Source organism: Flavobacterium sp. 120 (genome assembly GCF_003633605.1).
Lineage (GTDB): Bacteria > Bacteroidota > Bacteroidia > Flavobacteriales > Flavobacteriaceae > Flavobacterium > Flavobacterium algoritolerans.
In genome coordinates this window covers 3613868-3630865 of the sequence record NZ_RBKZ01000001.1, presented here as the reverse complement: position 1 = coordinate 3630865, position 16998 = coordinate 3613868, and the positions used below count along the sequence as shown (strand labels likewise).

Below are 16998 nucleotides of genomic sequence, written 5' to 3'. Positions count from 1 at the left end.
TAAAAGTGATAAAGCAGCGGAAATTTAACGTTTCCTTTACGCTTTTCAGGCATTTAAAAAAGTCCCAACATAAAAACACTTATTCAAAAAAAAGCCTCGAAAGAAAATCTTTCGAGGCTTTTTAAATATTATAATGTAAATCTGTTTTGTATAAAACTTATTCTACAGTTACTGATTTTGCTAAATTACGAGGCTGATCAACATTACAACCGCGCATAACCGCAATATGATAAGACAAAAGCTGTAATGGGATTGTCGTAATCAATGGTGACAAAGCATCTGATGTTTCAGGGATTTCAATAACATAATCAGCTAATTCACGTACTTGTGTATCGCCTTTAGTTACAACAGCAATAATTTTTCCACTTCTTGATTTAATCTCCTGAATGTTACTTACAATTTTGTCATAGTGTCCTTGCTTAGGAGCAATAACAACTACTGGCATATGTTCATCAATTAATGCAATAGGTCCATGTTTCATTTCAGCTGCAGGATAACCTTCAGCATGAATATAAGATATCTCTTTAAGTTTCAAGGCGCCTTCAAGAGCTACAGGAAAGTTATATCCTCTTCCTAAATAAAGACAGTTAGGAGCATCTTTAAAAGCAGAAGCAATTTCTTTTGCCTTTTCATTTGTCTCTAAAGCCTCTTTCACTTTTTCAGGAATAATTTGTAATTCTTGTAAATAAGTATGAAAATCGCTATTCGACAAAGTCCCTTTGGCTTTTGCTAAACGCAAAGCAATCATTGTCAATACTGTAATTTGAGTCGTAAAAGCTTTAGTCGATGCGACACCTATTTCAGGTCCGGCATGTGTATAAGCTCCTGCATGTGTTTCCCTAGAAATAGAAGAACCCACTACATTACAAACACCAAACACAAATGCGCCATGTTCTTTGGCTAGTTTTATGGCAGCCATAGTATCAGCTGTTTCACCTGATTGTGAGATAGCAATAACTACATCTTTACTATTTATTATTGGGTTTCTATATCTAAACTCCGAAGCATATTCTACTTCTACCGGAATACGCGCAAACTCTTCAAAAACATACTCAGCAACTAAACCTGCATGCCATGAAGTTCCACAAGCCACAATAATAATTCTATCAGCATTAAGGAATTTTTCTAAATTATCCTCAACTCCAGCCATTTGAATAATGCCCTCATTAGCATGAAGTCTTCCGCGATAGGTATCTTTTATAACACTTGGTTGCTCATAAATTTCCTTAAGCATAAAATGATCGTAACCACCTTTTTCAATTTGCTCTAAGTTCATTTGAAGCTCCTGAATATAAGGATCAACTAAAGAATCATCTTTAATTTTTCTAATTTTCATGGCTTTATGCAATCTAATATTTGCCATTTCGCCATCTTCAAGATAGATTGCGTTAGAAGTATATTCTATAAAAGGTGAAGCATCCGAAGCAATAAAATATTCTCCTTCTCCTACACCAATTGCCAATGGACTTCCTAATCTAGCAGCAACAATTTCGTCCGGAGTCTTTTTGTCAAAAACAGCAATTGCATACGCTCCCACTACTTGATTCAATGCTACCTGGACTGCTTTCCCCAGTTTTAAATTCTCTTTAGTTTGTACCTCTTCAATAAGATTTATCAATACCTCAGTATCAGTATCCGAATGAAAAACATACCCACGTTTTATTAACTCTTCTTTTAAAGGTGCATAATTTTCAATAATTCCATTGTGAATTATTGCCAAATCACCTGAATTAGAAAGATGAGGATGCGAATTCACATCGTTTGGAACACCATGAGTTGCCCAACGCGTATGCCCTATCCCTATAGTCCCGTTTGCAGTAATTGCCGTAGCAGCCTTTTCCTCAAGATCTGAAACCTTTCCTTTTGTTTTACAAAGTTTTAGCTCTTTACCATCATATAACATCACACCGGCACTATCATAACCTCTATATTCAAGCCTCTTTAATCCTTTTATTACAATAGGATAAGCTTCTCTATAACCGATATAACCAACGATTCCACACATAATTTTTTAATTAGGTTTTGTATAATAAATTTCAAGCTTCAATCTCTTATCATCAGGAACCGTGGATTTACCTCCAAATAAAATAGTTCCTAAAGGATTCATTACAGATGCTTTTGGCGCTCCAGAAATAAAAGCATTTGGAGTTCTCAACTTATGAGAAGCTATTGTACCAATATCTTCTGTAACTACCAATCCTAATTTAACATTAGTTGAATCTTTATATTTAACAAGATTCCTTATTTGATTTGTAACCCTAATTTTATACGTAACTCCTCTTTTACTTGTAGCATTTCTATTTATATTACCATCAAAAATGGCTTTTGATTTTTTAACATCAACACTATTTGTTGTTGCATCTGCATAATAATCAACAATAGGTCGGTTATTATTAAAATCATATAGATAGATTCTTTGTGGCTCATAATTATTAGCCATAGTTGCAGCGTCAATATGAAAAACCAAATTAGCTTCATTAATCAACCATCCACTATTTCTAATAGCATCTAACTCACCCGGAGTATTAAAAAGACTTATCACCGCTACAGATCCTTCACCACCTTTTAGATACAATTTATCATCCCCTTCAGTTGTATTTCCAGTATTTGGCAAAGCATTATAAGCAAGTCCGCTACCTGCAAAATCTGTATTCAACAAACTCACTGAATTACCGGTCATATCAAGAACTATGGTTTTTTTAACTCGTGTAATTGTAGTCACACCAGCAGTTGTTGTTGACAAATCTTCATTGTATTTTAAAGTAATTTTTCCCGCCTTAAAGTTCAACATTGCTAAATTTCCGGCACTACTTCCTGATTTTTCCATTTTAAAATAAAGTCCTCTGAAGTACTCTTTGAAAACATCATTTGTTGCCAATTTTCCAGCTGCAACAGCATCAATTATTTTTGCTTTGAAAAAAGCTTTATTCAAATTCAATTGCATTCCCGGAGGAGTTCTTGTAGTTGTAACTACTTTTGTAATTGAATCTGTCGTAGTCACAACATGTTCCGCTGGGTCAAAGAAAAACTTATCGTTTTGAGCCAAACTGGAATCATCATTTAAACGATTCGGTATTTTAACATTATCAAATTCTGCATTTTGATTTGTAAAATATTTTTGAGGCTGTAAAAATCCACCAATAGGATCTGCATCTCTCATATAATAACCAGACTCATAAATACTTAGTTTCATCTCGGCCTTGTCAGGTCCATATATAGAATCTAGTACATATTCATGACTACCATCAGTTTTTGTAACTGTTTTGGTCGCATCATAATAATATGGGATTGTCAAAACTACACTTTCAATATACGGTCTTGTACTAATCGTTGTTATGGTTGCTGGCAAAGTCAATTGCGTACCAAAATTGGCCGTTGTTTCACCAAAATTTGGATTATTATAAATTCCCAAAGGATTTACTACAAGATCATTCGACTGTATAGGACCCGTTTTTTGATTGTAAGCTAAAACATTGTACGTTTCTTTTTTGAGATCAAAATTGTTTTCACCAATTAAATCACCTCCAATTTCATTATAATCTTTATCACAGGAATATAAAAAAACAACACTCGCAACTACCAGAATTTTCTTAAAAAAAGAATTATTGTACATATTTAATAAAAAAGTTTAATTTAAAGAACCTCGTTTCTATAGAAATTAGTATACGCTTCCGCGAATGCATCTTTCGGTGCGAAAGGTAAAAAAGGTTTTCCTGAAGATTCTATATATTTTGTTAAACTTGGAGACAGGTTTTCTGATGCAATAATCACAGCATCGGAATGCTTAATAGTAGCCTTAATAATATTTTCGTAGTCTGGAACTTCCAGATCCGAAATCGCATCATCAGGAACACCGTCAAATTTCACTTTATTAATCATCTCTACATCTAAAGTACCGTCAAAAGACTGACTGTAAACCGAAGTAACAATCTTTGTCTCTGAAAACAATGCTTCATTTTTGTAAAAATGCTTCATATAAATGGGTAACATAGCAGCCATCCATCCGTGAACGTGAATAATATCAGGAACCCAATTGAGTTTTTTTACCGTTTCAACAACTCCTTTTGCAAAGAAAATGGCACGTTCGTCATTATCAGGATACATCACACCTTCTTCATCAGCAAATGTGGCTTTCCTTTTGAAATACTCATCATTATCAATAAAGTAAACTTGTATTCTTTCTTTTGGTATGGAAGCCACTTTTATAATCAAGGGCATATCCAAGTCGTTCACTACCAAATTCATCCCCGAAAGTCTAATTACTTCGTGCAATTGATGTCTTCTCTCGTTAATATTTCCATACCTTGGCATAAAAATTCTTATCTGTCCACCTTGATCATTAATCATTTTCGGCACGTCGTAAGACATTAAAGAGACCTCATTTTCAGCGAGATAAGGCACCACTTCAGATGATACATATAATATCCTCTTATCTTTCATATTGTAATTTACTTAATTTATTGGCAATAAAAACCACGCAAAATTACAAAATTTTATGCAGTTATTAACTAAAATAGTAAGTTTGCATTTAATTTTAATAATACTGCCATGCATATTTTCTACGGAAAAGCATCTTTAATCGACTATTTGAAATCAATAAAAACCGTCCAATCCACTATTGGATTTGTTCCTACCATGGGCGCTTTACATCAAGGTCATTTGGCATTAATGCAAAAATCATTGCTGGAGAATGAAAATACTGTCGTAAGTATTTTTGTAAATCCAACACAATTTAACAATCCCGAAGATTTAGCAAAATACCCCCGAACATTGGAAGAAGACGTAAAAAAACTTACGGCTTTAAATCCAAATATAATTCTATACGCACCATCTGTTGAAGACATTTATGATGGGAAACCTCTTTCTCAATCTTTCGATTTTGATGGATTAGAAAACCAAATGGAAGGCAAATTCAGACCTGGACATTTTAATGGCGTAGGCACGATTGTAAAACGTCTGTTTGAAATAATAGAACCAACAAACGCGTATTTTGGTGAAAAAGATTTTCAACAATTACAAATTGTCAAAAAAATGGTCGCCAAAAACCACTTACAAGTAAACGTAATTGGCTGTCCTATATACAGAGAATCCAACAATCTTGCGATGAGTTCCAGAAACGAACGTTTATCAGCGCAAGAAAGAGACGAAGCGGCTATTATTTATAAAACACTAACCGCAGTAAAAGAAAAATTTGCGACTAATAGCACCACAGCTATTTCAGAATGGGTTCAAAAATCATTCAACAAGAACACGCGCTTCACATTGGAATATTTCGTAATTGCCGATGAAGCAACACTTTTACCTTGTACCCGAAAAAATAAAAATAAAAAATACCGTGCGTTCATTGCGGTACTTGTCAATAATATTCGATTGATTGACACCATTTCATTAAATTAATTTACTTTTGTAGCATGCAAATTCAAGTCGTAAAATCAAAAATACACCGAGTAAAAGTAACTGGCGCCGATTTAAATTATATCGGTAGCATTACCATAGATGAAGCTTTACTGGAAGCCTCCAATATCATTGAAGGAGAAAGAGTATTCATCGTAAATATCAACAATGGCGAACGCTTTGACACCTACGCCATCAAAGGCGAAAAAAACTCAGGCATCATAACCTTAAATGGTCCAGCAGCCAGAAAAGTACAAAGAGATGATATTATTATCATTATTTCGTATGCAATCCTAGAATTTGAAGAAGCAAAAGCCTTCAAACCTTGGATTATTTTCCCTAACGAAAATGACAATTCTTTGACCTAATTCTTCAAAGAACAAATACGTACTGATATACTTTTTGAAAAAGATAAATTACTTATTTTATCACTCAAAGTAAAAGTATTTAATTCCACAAGACACTGAATATCTGATTTACTTAACTCAAAATCAGATATTCAGTTGTTTTTTGTTTAGCGCATTTTTCAACTCCCTAAATCCTATTTATTGTTCTAAAAAGCAAGTGCAATTCTGGCGCCTTAACTTTTCTTGTTTTTAAAATAAAAGTAAATAAAGTATTATATTGCTGTCTTATTTAGGTGTACTTTAATTTCTAAACGCTCCACATTATGAAACAACTACTACTATTCTTATTCTTCTCTATTACAGCATTTTCACAAAAAACCACCATACCATTCGATTCAAACGCTTTGGGCGAAAGCCGTGAAATCACAATTGGACTTCCGCCTTCTTTCGAAAAAAACCCAAATAAAAAGTATCCTATACTTATTTTACTCGATGGCGATTACTTATTTGACCCATTTTATGGCGCTTTGAATTACGGTGCTTATTGGGATGATTTACCCGAAATGATTGTCGTTGGCATAAGCCAAAACAAAAATAACGAACGCTTTGACGACAGCACTTATGATGAAGCAGATGGAGTTCCTTCTGGAAAAGGCGCAAAATTCTTTGAGTTTATTGGCGCCGAGTTACTTCCCTATATCGAAAAAAAATACCCAGTTGCGCCATTCCGAATCATTGCAGGACACGACACTACGGCGGGATTTTTAAACTTTTTCCTGTATAAAGACAATCCTATATTCAATGGATATATTTCATTAAGCCCGGAACTGGCTCCTGAAATGGAAAATATCATTCCAGAAAAACTTTCAAATATAAAACAACCTATTTTTTATTATCAATCCAATGGAGATGGCGATATAAAAAAAATTCAAGAGTCTATAAAAAAACTGGACGAGAACATAAAACAGGTTGCTAATCCTGAATTAAATTACAAGTTCGATAATTTTAAAGGCGCATCACACTATTCGCTTGTACTATACTCGATTCCAAATGCCTTATACCAATTTTTTGACGCTTACAAGCCTATTTCATCTACTGAATACAGCGAAAAAATTGCTGTGTTGCAATCCGGTTATGTTGATTATTTGACCAATAAATATGCTGCTTTGTCCAAAAGTTTAGGTTTAAAAATACCAATTCGTGTAAACGATTTCAAAGCCATTGAAGCGGCAATTCTAAAAAACAAAGCGTATCCTGAATTGGATAAATTAGCTGAAATTGCCAATAAAAATTATCCAAAATCAATGCTTGCCGATTATGAATTGGGTTTAATGTATGAAAAAATGGGCGACCCTAAGAAAGCGGCAAAACGCTATCAAAGTGCTTCCCAATTAGAGGAAATTGGCGACCTTACAAAAAACATGATGATGGAAAAATACGATGACATGACAAGCCAAACACCAAAAAAATAATGTCGAAAGTAAAAACAACTTTTTTTTGCCAAAACTGTGGCGCACAATATGCAAAATGGCAAGGACAATGCAATTCTTGTAAAGAATGGAATACCATTGCGGAAGAAATTATCCAAAAACAGGAAAAAACAGCTTGGAAAAGCGAAACTACTACCAGCAGTAAAGCACCGAAACCGTTACGAATAGACGAAATTGATTCGGCTCAGGAAATCCGAATGGACACTACAGACGCCGAACTTAATCGCGTATTGGGTGGCGGAATCGTTCCTGGTTCTTTGATTCTTTTGGGTGGTGAACCCGGCATTGGAAAAAGCACGCTTTTACTTCAAATTTCCTTGAAATTACCGTATAAAACCTTATATGTTTCGGGCGAAGAAAGTCAGAAACAAATAAAGATGCGTGCCGAAAGAATCACGCCAAGCGGAGACAATTGCTATATTCTTACCGAAACCAAAACCCAAAATATCTTCAAGCAAATTGAAGCCATTGAACCGGAAATCGTGATTATCGATTCCATTCAAACTTTGCATACGGATTATATTGAATCCACTCCCGGCAGTATTTCTCAAATTAGAGAAACCACCGCCGAGTTGATCAAGTTTGCCAAAGAAACCAATATTCCCGTGATTCTGATTGGTCATATCACCAAAGACGGAAACATTGCAGGACCAAAAATCCTGGAACACATGGTCGATACGGTTTTACAATTTGAAGGCGACAGAAACCACGTATACCGCATTTTACGTTCTTTAAAAAACCGTTTCGGATCTACTGCCGAAATTGGTATTTATGAAATGTTAGGTAATGGATTACGAGAAGTTTCGAATCCATCCGAAATATTGATTTCGCATAAAGATGAAGAATTATCCGGAACTGCAATTGCGTCAACATTAGAAGGCATGCGACCGTTGATGATTGAAATCCAAGCCTTGGTAAGCACCGCAGTTTACGGAACACCGCAACGCAGCACGACAGGTTATAATGCGAAAAGACTCAATATGATTCTGGCCGTTTTAGAAAAAAGAGCCGGTTTCAGGCTTGGCGCCAAAGATGTTTTCCTGAACGTGACGGGAGGAATTTCAGTAGATGATCCGGCGATAGATTTGGCTGTTGTAGCCGCCATTTTATCCTCGAATGAAGATATTGCAGTCAATAAAGATTTTTGCTTTGCCGGCGAAGTGGGACTTTCAGGCGAAATACGTCCTGTAAACCGCGTGGACCAACGCATTCAGGAAGCGGAGAAATTAGGTTTTTCGACCATTTTCGTATCCAAATACAATAAAATTGCATTGAAAAATACCGGAATCAAAATACGATTGGTAGCCAAAATTGAAGATGTGGCGAGTGAACTATTTGGATAAATATAATGTCAAAAAAACAAATAAAATAATACACTATGAATCTAAAAACAAACTGTATCGGAATACTGCTGTTGCTCATTCCTTTCTTTTCGGAAGCGCAACAAGCCGAAAATCAAAATGCTTTCCCCGTTCAACTCACTATTGCTAACGGAACTATTGAAGGAGAATTTGACATAAAGACAAACATTCAAAGTTTCAAAGGAATTCCGTTTGCACAACCACCAGTAGGTGATTTACGATGGAAAGCACCTCAACCTTTAACCAATTGGACTGGAGTAAAACAAACCAAAAAATTTGGACCACGAGCCATTCAATCTAATGTTTTTGGCGATATGGGTTTTAGAAGTGATGGCATGAGCGAAGATTGTTTGTACCTGAATGTTTGGTCTCCTGCTAAATCTGCCAGTGAAAAATTACCAGTTTTAGTGTATTTCTATGGTGGTGGTTTTGCTGCAGGCGATGGCTCAGAAAGTCGTTATGATGGTGAGAATATGGCAAAAAAAGGAATAGTAACCTTAACCGTAAATTATAGATTAGGGATTTGGGGATTTTTCTCCCATCCGGAACTGACCAAAGAATCACCGAATCGTGCATCTGGAAACTACGGATTATTAGATCAAAATGCCGCTTTAAAATGGGTACAAGCCAATATTTCAAAATTCGGAGGTGACCCAAAACGCGTAACTATTGCAGGAGAATCAGCGGGTTCTATTGCCGTAAGTGCACAAATGGCTTCTCCTTTATCAAAAGGAATTATTGCAGGAGCTATTGGCGAAAGCGGTGGTTCAATATTCCCAACATTAGCACCGGTTCCTTTGGCCGAAGCCGAAAAAACAGGCCTTGAATATGCCCAAAAAATCGGAGCAACTTCCTTAAAAAATCTTCGGGAGATGTCTACGTTAGAACTTTACCAAAAATCCTTAGGAAGCAGTTTAGGCGTTTTTAAAACTACCATTGACGGTTATTTTTTAACCAAAACACTACCTGAAACTTTTGAAGCCAAACAACAAGCTATGATTCCTTTATTATTAGGATGGAACTCCGAAGAAATGACTTACAGAGCATTGACAGCCGGAAAAGACATCAGTAATGAAACCTATATTCAAAAAGTAAAAGAATTGTATGGCAAAAAAGCCGATGAAGTATTGAAATTATATCCAACAGGAACTCTGGAAGTAACAGAGCAATCTGCCACCGATTTATCGGGTGACCGTTTTATCGCCTACAGCACCTGGAAATGGTTTGATTTGCATCGAAAAAACAGCACACAACCCGTATATCGCTATTATTATACACATCCCAGACCAGAAATGCGAGACAATAGTCTTGAAGCTGGCCTTGCTGGCGGTGTCATCAAAAAGAATTCAAACACTCCAAAAGCACCAATACCAAAAGGAGCAGTACACTCTGCCGAAATCGAATATGCAATGGGTAATTTAGCCGGAAATAAAGACTATGCCTGGACAGAATCTGATTATGCAGTTTCAGAAACGATGCTGAATTATTTTGCCAACTTTATTAAAACTGGAAATCCAAATGGTGATAAGCTTCCGGTTTGGCCAATGTCAAAAAATGAAGAAAAACCCGAAATCATGATTATCGATTTAGCCTCAAAATCAGTACGAGCAGAGAACGACGCCCGTTACTTATTTTTAGACAAAGAATACTCGAAAAAATAATTTTTCTGCCGCTGCAAAAAAGAGGAAGTCACTAAAAAAGGCTTCCTCTTTTTTTTGTTAAAAACTGAAAATCAAATAATTATATTTTTGTTTATTTCACGTTTATTTCAATTAAAAAGAAAAAGCAGCAAAGGAATTCATTATTTTTCGTAACTTTATGTTTAACAATACTTTACGAAAACAAAAATGAAACCTTCTCACCAAACTATGACTCATTTATACGAACACTTAGGCAAAGTGTTCTATTCTATTGCGGCCGTAGACAAAACCATTTGTACAGAAGAAATCAACAAACTGAAACAAATTATAAAGACCGAATGGCTTCCGCTGGAAAATAGTTTTAATGAATTTGGGGATGATACCGCTTATGAAATCGAAATTGTTTTTGACTGGCTTGTCGCCAATGAATGGGAATTTGAACAAGTGATGCCTGACTTTAAAATTTTCAGAGCAGAACACCCACATTTGTTCACTCCGGAAATTAACGCCTTAATTCTAAAAACTGCCAACGCTATAGCTTCTTCATTTTCAGGAAAAAACAAATCAGAACACGTTCTAATAAGTCAACTAAGCGCGATTCTGTTGCAATAAAAACAGCAAAAAACAATCTATTTTAATTTAAAATATCAAAGACATGAAAAGACAAACTGGCATTTGGATAGACTCCTCAAAAGCAATAATTGTTGCTCTTGATGGTGATACAGAAAAAATTACCGAAATAGATTCTGAGGTTGAAAACAGCGTACATCATAATGACGAAGGTAATAAAGGAACTTTCTCAGGAGTTCATCATGGCAATAGCGACAAAAAATTTGACGACCGAAAAAAACAAGAGCTGGATTATTTTATAAAATCAGTGCTGTCTTATGTCAAAAAATCGGATGAACTTATTGTTTTTGGTCCCGCACAAACCAAAACTAAACTGGAACAAAAATTAATGACGGATCATTTAATTGAACCCGGAAAACTAAAAGCCGTAGAAACAGCTGATAAAATGACCTTAAACCAGATTGTGGAAAAAGTAAGACGCTTTTATAACCCTTTTGAATATAAAGAACCTAAACCCTAAAGCAAATTTAGCTGCTACGCAATAATTTAAAAACTACAACGCTTTATGGTTGTAGTTTTTTTATTTAAAAAATCATTTTCCCCAATCAATATTCTAAAGAAAACCATAAAAATCTTTCCCTTAGTATTATTTTCCTTTTCTTTATGGCCGAGATTCCAAACGCATTGTATTTTAGATTGTATTACTTATTAAACTGTTTATGAAAACCGGAAAACAAAAATTAATTCTAGCAGCAAAAATATTTTTTGTATTATTTGTCACTTTAATTATTGCTTTTTATATCTTTCGAGATGCCGTTTTACAACAAACAATAGCAAAAGTTTCCAATGAAATGGAAGTGGATTACAACAGCTCTTTTACGATAAAAAAAGCTTCTTTTGACGGATTATCGGGTTTGAATCTTACCGAAATAATACTGGTTCCAAAAAACAGAGACACGCTTTTTAAAATCCAAAAACTAAAAACCAGCGTCAATTTATGGCATCTCATAACGGGAGATGTTCAGCTTGGAACTTTAGAAGTCCAGAACGGTTTTGTCCAGTTAGTAAAAAAAGGAAAACTGAGGAATTTTGATGCTTTTCTAAAAAAAGACAATCAAACAGAAATAAGCGACGAGAAAAGAGATTACGCACAGTTTGCCTACAGAATAATCTCAAAAGCACTGAATTTAGTCCCTACGGATATGATTCTGGACAATCTGTCTTTTCGACTCAATGATAACGGAAAAAAAGCAACCATTAATTTCCAAAAACTGCGATTGGTCAACAAACAACTAGAAACATCCATTCAAGTTCAAACCAATACCATTTCACAACGGTGGAGAATCAAAGGGTTTGCTGATCCAAGAAATAAAAAAGCCGATATCCGTTTCGTCAATATTGATACTGGTGCCATCCAAATGCCCTATTTAGACGAGCGTTTCAACCTGAAATCAAGCTTTGACTCTATTCGATTGAATATTCAAAACATAGATAGAGATGGCGACGAATTGCATATTGATGGCTTTATGGCTATTGCCAATTTAAAACTCAACCACCCGAAAATTGCCAGCAAAGATGTTATTCTTAAGAATGCAAAATTTGATTATCGATTCTTATTGGGTTCTGATTTTATTTCGATTGACAGCAGCTCAACAGTTCAGTTGAACAAGATAAAATTTCATCCTTACGTAGCTTACGAAACGGAAAAAGATACGATTTACAAACTCAAGGTTACTATCCCAAAAATGAAAGCGCAGGACTTTATCACCTCGCTACCTGACGGTTTATTCACCCACTTTCAAGGAATGGAAGCAAGCGGTAATTTTGATTACAAATTGGATTTTGCCTTCAACCAAAACAAACCGAATCAACTGGTTTTTGACAGTAAATTGAAGAAAGAAAATCTGAAAATTACAAAATACGGCGAAGCGAATCTCAACAAACTCAATGGAGAATTTGTGTATCGCGCACTTATAAAAAATGTGTTGCAACGTCCGATTTTGGTTGGTTCTGCCAATCCAAATTATACGCCATTAGACCAAATTTCACCGTATTTAAGAAAGTCCGTTTTAACTACAGAAGATCCTTCTTTCTTTTCGCATCGTGGTTTTATCAGCGAAGCTTTCAAACAATCCATCGTCAAAAACATAAGAACCAAAAAATTCTCCCGTGGCGCCAGCACGATCAGTATGCAATTAGTAAAGAATGCTTTTCTGAGTCGAGAGAAAACCGTATCCCGCAAACTGGAGGAAATTTTATTGGTTTACATTCTGGAAAACAACCGAATTGTGAGCAAGGAACGCATGCTCGAAGTATATTTTAATATTATCGAATGGGGTCCAAATGTATATGGAATTGGTGAAGCAAGTCAGTTTTATTTCCAAAAAACACCTTCGGAATTATCGCTGAACGAATGCTTGTATCTCGCCCGAATTATTCCAAGTCCCAAGAAATTCATGTACCAGTTCAACGATCAAGGGATGTTGAAAGATTTTGCAGTAAAACAAGAATCTTTTCTAACGAATATCATGTTTCGAAGAGGACTTTTGACTCCAGAAGACACTATTTACAAATCCTTACCCATACTAATTTCAGGACCTGCACGATCTTTTATCAAATTCAAAGTACAAGATTCAACGCAAATAAAAGTGGATTCGTTATCCGTTGATGAGGAATTTGATCTTTAATTCTTAAAATAACCCTATCAGAGTTTAGAACTCTGATAGGGTTTATTACTTTACGGTGCCGGATCAGGAATCACGGCTTGCACTTCATCAATTGCTTTTAGAATTTCATCCGAAAGTGACACTTGAATCGTATCAATATTTTCTTTTAATTGTTCCAATGTTGTCGCGCCAATAATCGTGCTGGTTACAAACGGCTGTTGTTCTATAAATGCCAAAGACAATTCCGTTAAAGTCAGTCCGTTTTTCTTGGCGATTTCCTGATACAATCTTGTAGCTTCAGTACATTGTGTGCTGTTGTATCTGGAATACTGTGGAAACAACTTGATTCTTGCATTTGGATGCGCTTCACCAGTAAGGAATTTACCGGACAAAACCCCAAAAGCCATCGGCGAATACGCCAATAAACCCACATTTTCTCTAAGGCAAACTTCGGCAGAACCGTTTTCAAAAAGTCTGTTCAATAACGAATATGGATTTTGAATCGTTTTTACTCTTGGCAAATTGTTGTATTTGCTTTCCTCCAGAAAACGCATGATTCCCCAAGGATTTTCATTTGAAAGTCCGATGTGTTTAATTTTTCCTTCTTTGACAAAACCGTCTAATGTTTCCAATACATTGTGAATGTTATCTTCCCAAGCATCATCCTGAACTTTGAAACCGCGTTGTCCAAAATAATTGGTTTTGCGTTCCGGCCAATGTAATTGATAAACATCAATATAATCCGTTTGTAAGCGTTGTAAACTATTATCCAATGCAAACTTGATACTGGCTGGTGAGAAATCTAATTTCTCTCTCATGTAGCCAAAATTAGGACTGGGTCCGGCAATTTTAGAAGCCAAGACTATTTCTTCTCTTTTTCCTGATTTTTTGAACCAAGTTCCAATAATTTTTTCTGTACTTCCATAAGTTTCCTGACGCGCTGGAACCGAATACATTTCGGCAGTGTCAAAGAAATTGACTCCGTTTTCTAAAGCATAATCCATTTGAGCATGACCATCAGCTTCCGTATTTTGTTGCCCAAAAGTCATGGTTCCAAGGCAAATTTTGCTGACTTTTATATCAGTATTTGGTAAAGTAGTGTATTTCATTTTTAAGGAAATTGTATTTTATTTTTCGAAAACAAAGATAAAATTAGTTTGTGGTTTAAATTTACAGTTAACAGAAAATTGAGAAACGTTTATTTATAACTAAACGGGATATTTAAAAAAATAAAACCGCTAATTCGCCAATCGAAACCTTCCATCGAAAGATGAAATTAGCAGATTTGCGAATAAGAAAAGGTTCTTTTTTTAACCATTAAGAAATTAAGTTTCATTAAGGATCAAAACTTAATTTTCTTAATTTCTTAATGGTGAAACTTAAAAACACTAGACGCTTTACAATACGTCTCGTAGAAAACAAAAAAGGCTCAAAGTAAAAAACTCTGAACCTTTCTGTCTTTGACACTTTGAACCTTAATTTATCTCATTCAACATTTCGGCGATTTCGTCTAATCTTGGCGTTAGAATGATTTCGATTCTACGGTTTTTAGCTTTTCCATCTGCAGTTGAATTGCTTGCTAATGGAGAGAATTCTCCTCTTCCGGCAGCCGTCAGATTTTGTTTGTTGATTTTCTTGTTTTCGCTTAAAATAGCAACTATTGCTGTCGCTCTTTTGGTTGATAAATCCCAGTTATCCGCAATTGGTCCTGAAGCCGTAAAAGCATCATCATCCGTATGACCTTCGATGAGTACTGAGATATCTGGGTTGTCACCCAAAACTTTTCCAACTTCAATTACTGCTTTTTTCCCTTCGGAACCTACCGCCCAACTTCCCGAATTGAAAAGTAGTTTGTTCTCCATAGAAACGTACACTTTTCCGTTTTTTTGTTCTACTGTCAACCCTTTTCCTTCAAAACTGTTCAAGGCTTTAGACAAGGTTTCTTTTAGTTTTTTCATGCTCGCTTCTTTGGCAGCAATCAAATCTTCTAATTCTTGCAAACGTTGTGCGCTTTTGCTCAATCGCTCTTGTTCTAATGCCAATGCATTTCCTTTCTCGTCTAATTGATCCAGTAAATCACGGTTTTTCTTCATGTTGCTTTGCAAAGCATCTCCGCTGTTTTTTTCTAAAGCAGCGTATGAATCCTGCAGAACTTTGAATTTATTTTGAGCTGCTGCGTAATCTGCTTTCAATTTATCCAGTTCGGCTTTGGATTTACTCAAATCAGTTTTTAAGCCGTCACGGTCTAATTCTAATTGGTTTTTAGCTTTTAGCAAATCGGCATTTTCATCTGCTAAACTTCTGTTTTCTTTTTTTAAATCGGTGAACTTACTTTCTAAGTCGTTGTATATTTTCTTGGATACACAGGAGGTTGAAAGCGCCAATACTAATAATCCGATGGAAACTCTTTTAATCATTTTGTTTGTATTTATGTTGTTTCTAATGTTGTTTTGAAAGCAAAAATTCAAATTGTATTCGAATGCCCTAGCCTCGATAAAAGTGAAAATCCTTGTTGTTTTTTCTTTAAAAACAACAAGATTGTAATCTCTTCTTTAGGACGAGACGGGAAATAGCTCCAGATTACTCGATTTCTACCAGAATAGGGCAATGATCCGAATGCACGGCATCTGATAAAATAACGGCTCTTTTTAATTTATGTTTTAAAGAATCGCTTACTAAATTGTAATCGATACGCCAACCTTTGTTGTTTCCTCTGGCTCCGGCGCGGTAACTCCACCACGAATATTGATGCGGTTCACTGTTGAAATGACGAAAACTATCCACAAATCCGGACTTCATAAATCCATCGAGCCAAGCTCTTTCTTGCGGCAAAAATCCGGAAACATTTTTGTTTCGGATTGGATCGTGAATGTCAATTGCCTCGTGACAAATGTTATAATCCCCGCAGATAATTAGGTTTGGCGTTTCTTTTTTAAGTTCGTTGATGTAGGTTTGAAAATCATCCATGAACATGAATTTATGGTCCAATCGATCGATATTTGTCCCTGATGGCAAGTACAAACTCATCACTGAAAATCCATCAAAATCAGCGCGAAGGTTTCTTCCTTCGAAATCCATGTGGTGAATTCCGGTTCCGTGAACGACATTATTAGGCTTGATTTTAGAAAGTATAGCTACGCCACTATATCCTTTTTTGGTTGCTGAATAGTAATATTGGTAGGGATAACCCGCTTTTGCAATATCTTCGACTGGGATTTGGTCTTCGGTAGCCTTAATTTCCTGAAGACAAATAACATCGGGATTTGCGTGTTGCAACCAGTCGATAAATCCTTTTGAAATGGCGGCTCTGATTCCGTTTACGTTGTATGAAATAATTCTCATTTTAAAAAAAATTTGAATTTCTTCCGAAAAACTATTTTTTGCCTGCGGTTGTCAGGAACCCACTTTTTATTTTCTCGGAAAAAATTATATTGTTTAGATGTGGGTTTCAAATGTAACAAAAAACTAGAAGTTTGATTCAGAAAAATAGAGAAAATGGAGTTTTTTGCTATCTTTGTTTCTTGCTCTAA

14 protein-coding genes are annotated in these 16998 nt (G+C 35.5%); 8 read left to right on the top strand and 6 right to left on the bottom strand.

All coding sequences use genetic code 11. The annotated features are described in order from the left end of the window. Window positions 1-157: 157 nt before the first annotated feature. Genes glmS through C8C87_RS15570 form a run of 3 tightly spaced genes read right to left on the bottom strand, consistent with a single transcriptional unit; the run spans window position 158 to window position 4440 of the window. Window positions 158-2005 carry a glutamine--fructose-6-phosphate transaminase (isomerizing) gene (gene glmS, locus C8C87_RS15580; protein WP_121343225.1) on the bottom strand — a complete coding sequence of 616 codons (1848 nt, stop codon included), beginning with the start codon at window positions 2003-2005 and terminating at the stop codon, window positions 158-160. A gap of 6 nt (window positions 2006-2011) precedes the next feature. Beyond that, a complete protein-coding gene (locus tag C8C87_RS15575; protein WP_121343224.1) occupies window positions 2012-3613 on the bottom strand; it encodes a DUF4270 domain-containing protein in 1602 nt (533 codons plus the stop codon). A gap of 20 nt (window positions 3614-3633) precedes the next feature. After that, on the bottom strand, window positions 3634-4440 hold the full coding sequence (locus C8C87_RS15570; RefSeq protein WP_121343223.1) for a glycogen/starch synthase: 807 nt from the start codon (window positions 4438-4440) through the stop codon (window positions 3634-3636). 108 nt (window positions 4441-4548) lie between these two features. Between C8C87_RS15570 and panC the strand changes: the two genes are divergently transcribed. The 8 genes from panC to C8C87_RS15530 all read left to right on the top strand — a co-directional run bounded on the left by panC (window position 4549) and on the right by C8C87_RS15530 (window position 13489). Further along, window positions 4549-5397, top strand: coding sequence for a pantoate--beta-alanine ligase (panC, locus tag C8C87_RS15565; RefSeq protein ID WP_121343222.1), 849 nt, complete (start codon window positions 4549-4551; stop codon window positions 5395-5397). 14 nt (window positions 5398-5411) lie between these two features. Beyond that, complete coding sequence (panD, locus tag C8C87_RS15560; protein WP_121343221.1) at window positions 5412-5762, top strand: aspartate 1-decarboxylase; 351 nt, start codon at window positions 5412-5414, stop codon at window positions 5760-5762. A gap of 302 nt (window positions 5763-6064) precedes the next feature. Then, a complete protein-coding gene (locus C8C87_RS15555) occupies window positions 6065-7213 on the top strand; it encodes an alpha/beta hydrolase (RefSeq protein WP_233550050.1) in 1149 nt (382 codons plus the stop codon). After that, on the top strand, window positions 7213-8574 hold the full coding sequence (gene radA, locus C8C87_RS15550; protein WP_121343219.1) for a DNA repair protein RadA: 1362 nt from the start codon (window positions 7213-7215) through the stop codon (window positions 8572-8574). Before C8C87_RS15555 ends, radA begins: the two co-directional genes overlap by 1 nt. Before the next feature lie 35 nt (window positions 8575-8609). Continuing rightward, entirely contained in the window at window positions 8610-10253 is a 1644-nt protein-coding gene (locus C8C87_RS15545) for a carboxylesterase/lipase family protein (RefSeq protein ID WP_121343218.1), read from the top strand. 186 nt (window positions 10254-10439) lie between these two features. Beyond that, on the top strand, window positions 10440-10844 hold the full coding sequence (locus C8C87_RS15540) for a hypothetical protein (RefSeq protein WP_233550049.1): 405 nt from the start codon (window positions 10440-10442) through the stop codon (window positions 10842-10844). Between the two features lie 43 nt (window positions 10845-10887). Then, window positions 10888-11322 carry a hypothetical protein gene (locus tag C8C87_RS15535; protein ID WP_091172364.1) on the top strand — a complete coding sequence of 145 codons (435 nt, stop codon included), beginning with the start codon at window positions 10888-10890 and terminating at the stop codon, window positions 11320-11322. A gap of 199 nt (window positions 11323-11521) precedes the next feature. Next, window positions 11522-13489, top strand: coding sequence for a transglycosylase domain-containing protein (locus C8C87_RS15530; protein ID WP_121343217.1), 1968 nt, complete (start codon window positions 11522-11524; stop codon window positions 13487-13489). A 50-nt stretch (window positions 13490-13539) separates the two neighbouring features. Here the strand turns inward: C8C87_RS15530 and C8C87_RS15525 are convergent, their stop codons facing one another. The 3 genes from C8C87_RS15525 to C8C87_RS15515 form a co-directional block, all read right to left on the bottom strand. Then, window positions 13540-14577: an aldo/keto reductase gene (locus tag C8C87_RS15525; protein ID WP_121343216.1), complete on the bottom strand. Its 1038-nt coding sequence runs from the start codon at window positions 14575-14577 to the stop codon at window positions 13540-13542. 366 nt (window positions 14578-14943) lie between these two features. Next, window positions 14944-15885, bottom strand: a complete 942-nt coding sequence (locus tag C8C87_RS15520) for an OmpA family protein (protein ID WP_121343400.1) — start codon at window positions 15883-15885, stop codon at window positions 14944-14946. A gap of 163 nt (window positions 15886-16048) precedes the next feature. Further along, entirely contained in the window at window positions 16049-16810 is a 762-nt protein-coding gene (locus C8C87_RS15515) for an exodeoxyribonuclease III (RefSeq protein WP_121343215.1), read from the bottom strand. Window positions 16811-16998: the final 188 nt, after the last annotated feature.

Bases quoted from the DNA above. Each gene is read 5' to 3' on its own strand.
- glmS (WP_121343225.1), bottom strand. From the start codon at position 2,005: ATGTGTGGAATCGTTGGTTATATCGGTTATAGAGAAGCTTATCCTATT.
- C8C87_RS15575 (WP_121343224.1), bottom strand. From the start codon at position 3,613: ATGTACAATAATTCTTTTTTTAAGAAAATTCTGGTAGTTGCGAGTGTT.
- C8C87_RS15570 (WP_121343223.1), bottom strand. From the start codon at position 4,440: ATGAAAGATAAGAGGATATTATATGTATCATCTGAAGTGGTGCCTTAT.
- panC (WP_121343222.1), top strand. From the start codon at position 4,549: ATGCATATTTTCTACGGAAAAGCATCTTTAATCGACTATTTGAAATCA.
- panD (WP_121343221.1), top strand. From the start codon at position 5,412: ATGCAAATTCAAGTCGTAAAATCAAAAATACACCGAGTAAAAGTAACT.
- C8C87_RS15555 (WP_233550050.1), top strand. From the start codon at position 6,065: ATGAAACAACTACTACTATTCTTATTCTTCTCTATTACAGCATTTTCA.
- radA (WP_121343219.1), top strand. From the start codon at position 7,213: ATGTCGAAAGTAAAAACAACTTTTTTTTGCCAAAACTGTGGCGCACAA.
- C8C87_RS15545 (WP_121343218.1), top strand. From the start codon at position 8,610: ATGAATCTAAAAACAAACTGTATCGGAATACTGCTGTTGCTCATTCCT.
- C8C87_RS15540 (WP_233550049.1), top strand. From the start codon at position 10,440: ATGAAACCTTCTCACCAAACTATGACTCATTTATACGAACACTTAGGC.
- C8C87_RS15535 (WP_091172364.1), top strand. From the start codon at position 10,888: ATGAAAAGACAAACTGGCATTTGGATAGACTCCTCAAAAGCAATAATT.
- C8C87_RS15530 (WP_121343217.1), top strand. From the start codon at position 11,522: ATGAAAACCGGAAAACAAAAATTAATTCTAGCAGCAAAAATATTTTTT.
- C8C87_RS15525 (WP_121343216.1), bottom strand. From the start codon at position 14,577: ATGAAATACACTACTTTACCAAATACTGATATAAAAGTCAGCAAAATT.
- C8C87_RS15520 (WP_121343400.1), bottom strand. From the start codon at position 15,885: ATGATTAAAAGAGTTTCCATCGGATTATTAGTATTGGCGCTTTCAACC.
- C8C87_RS15515 (WP_121343215.1), bottom strand. From the start codon at position 16,810: ATGAGAATTATTTCATACAACGTAAACGGAATCAGAGCCGCCATTTCA.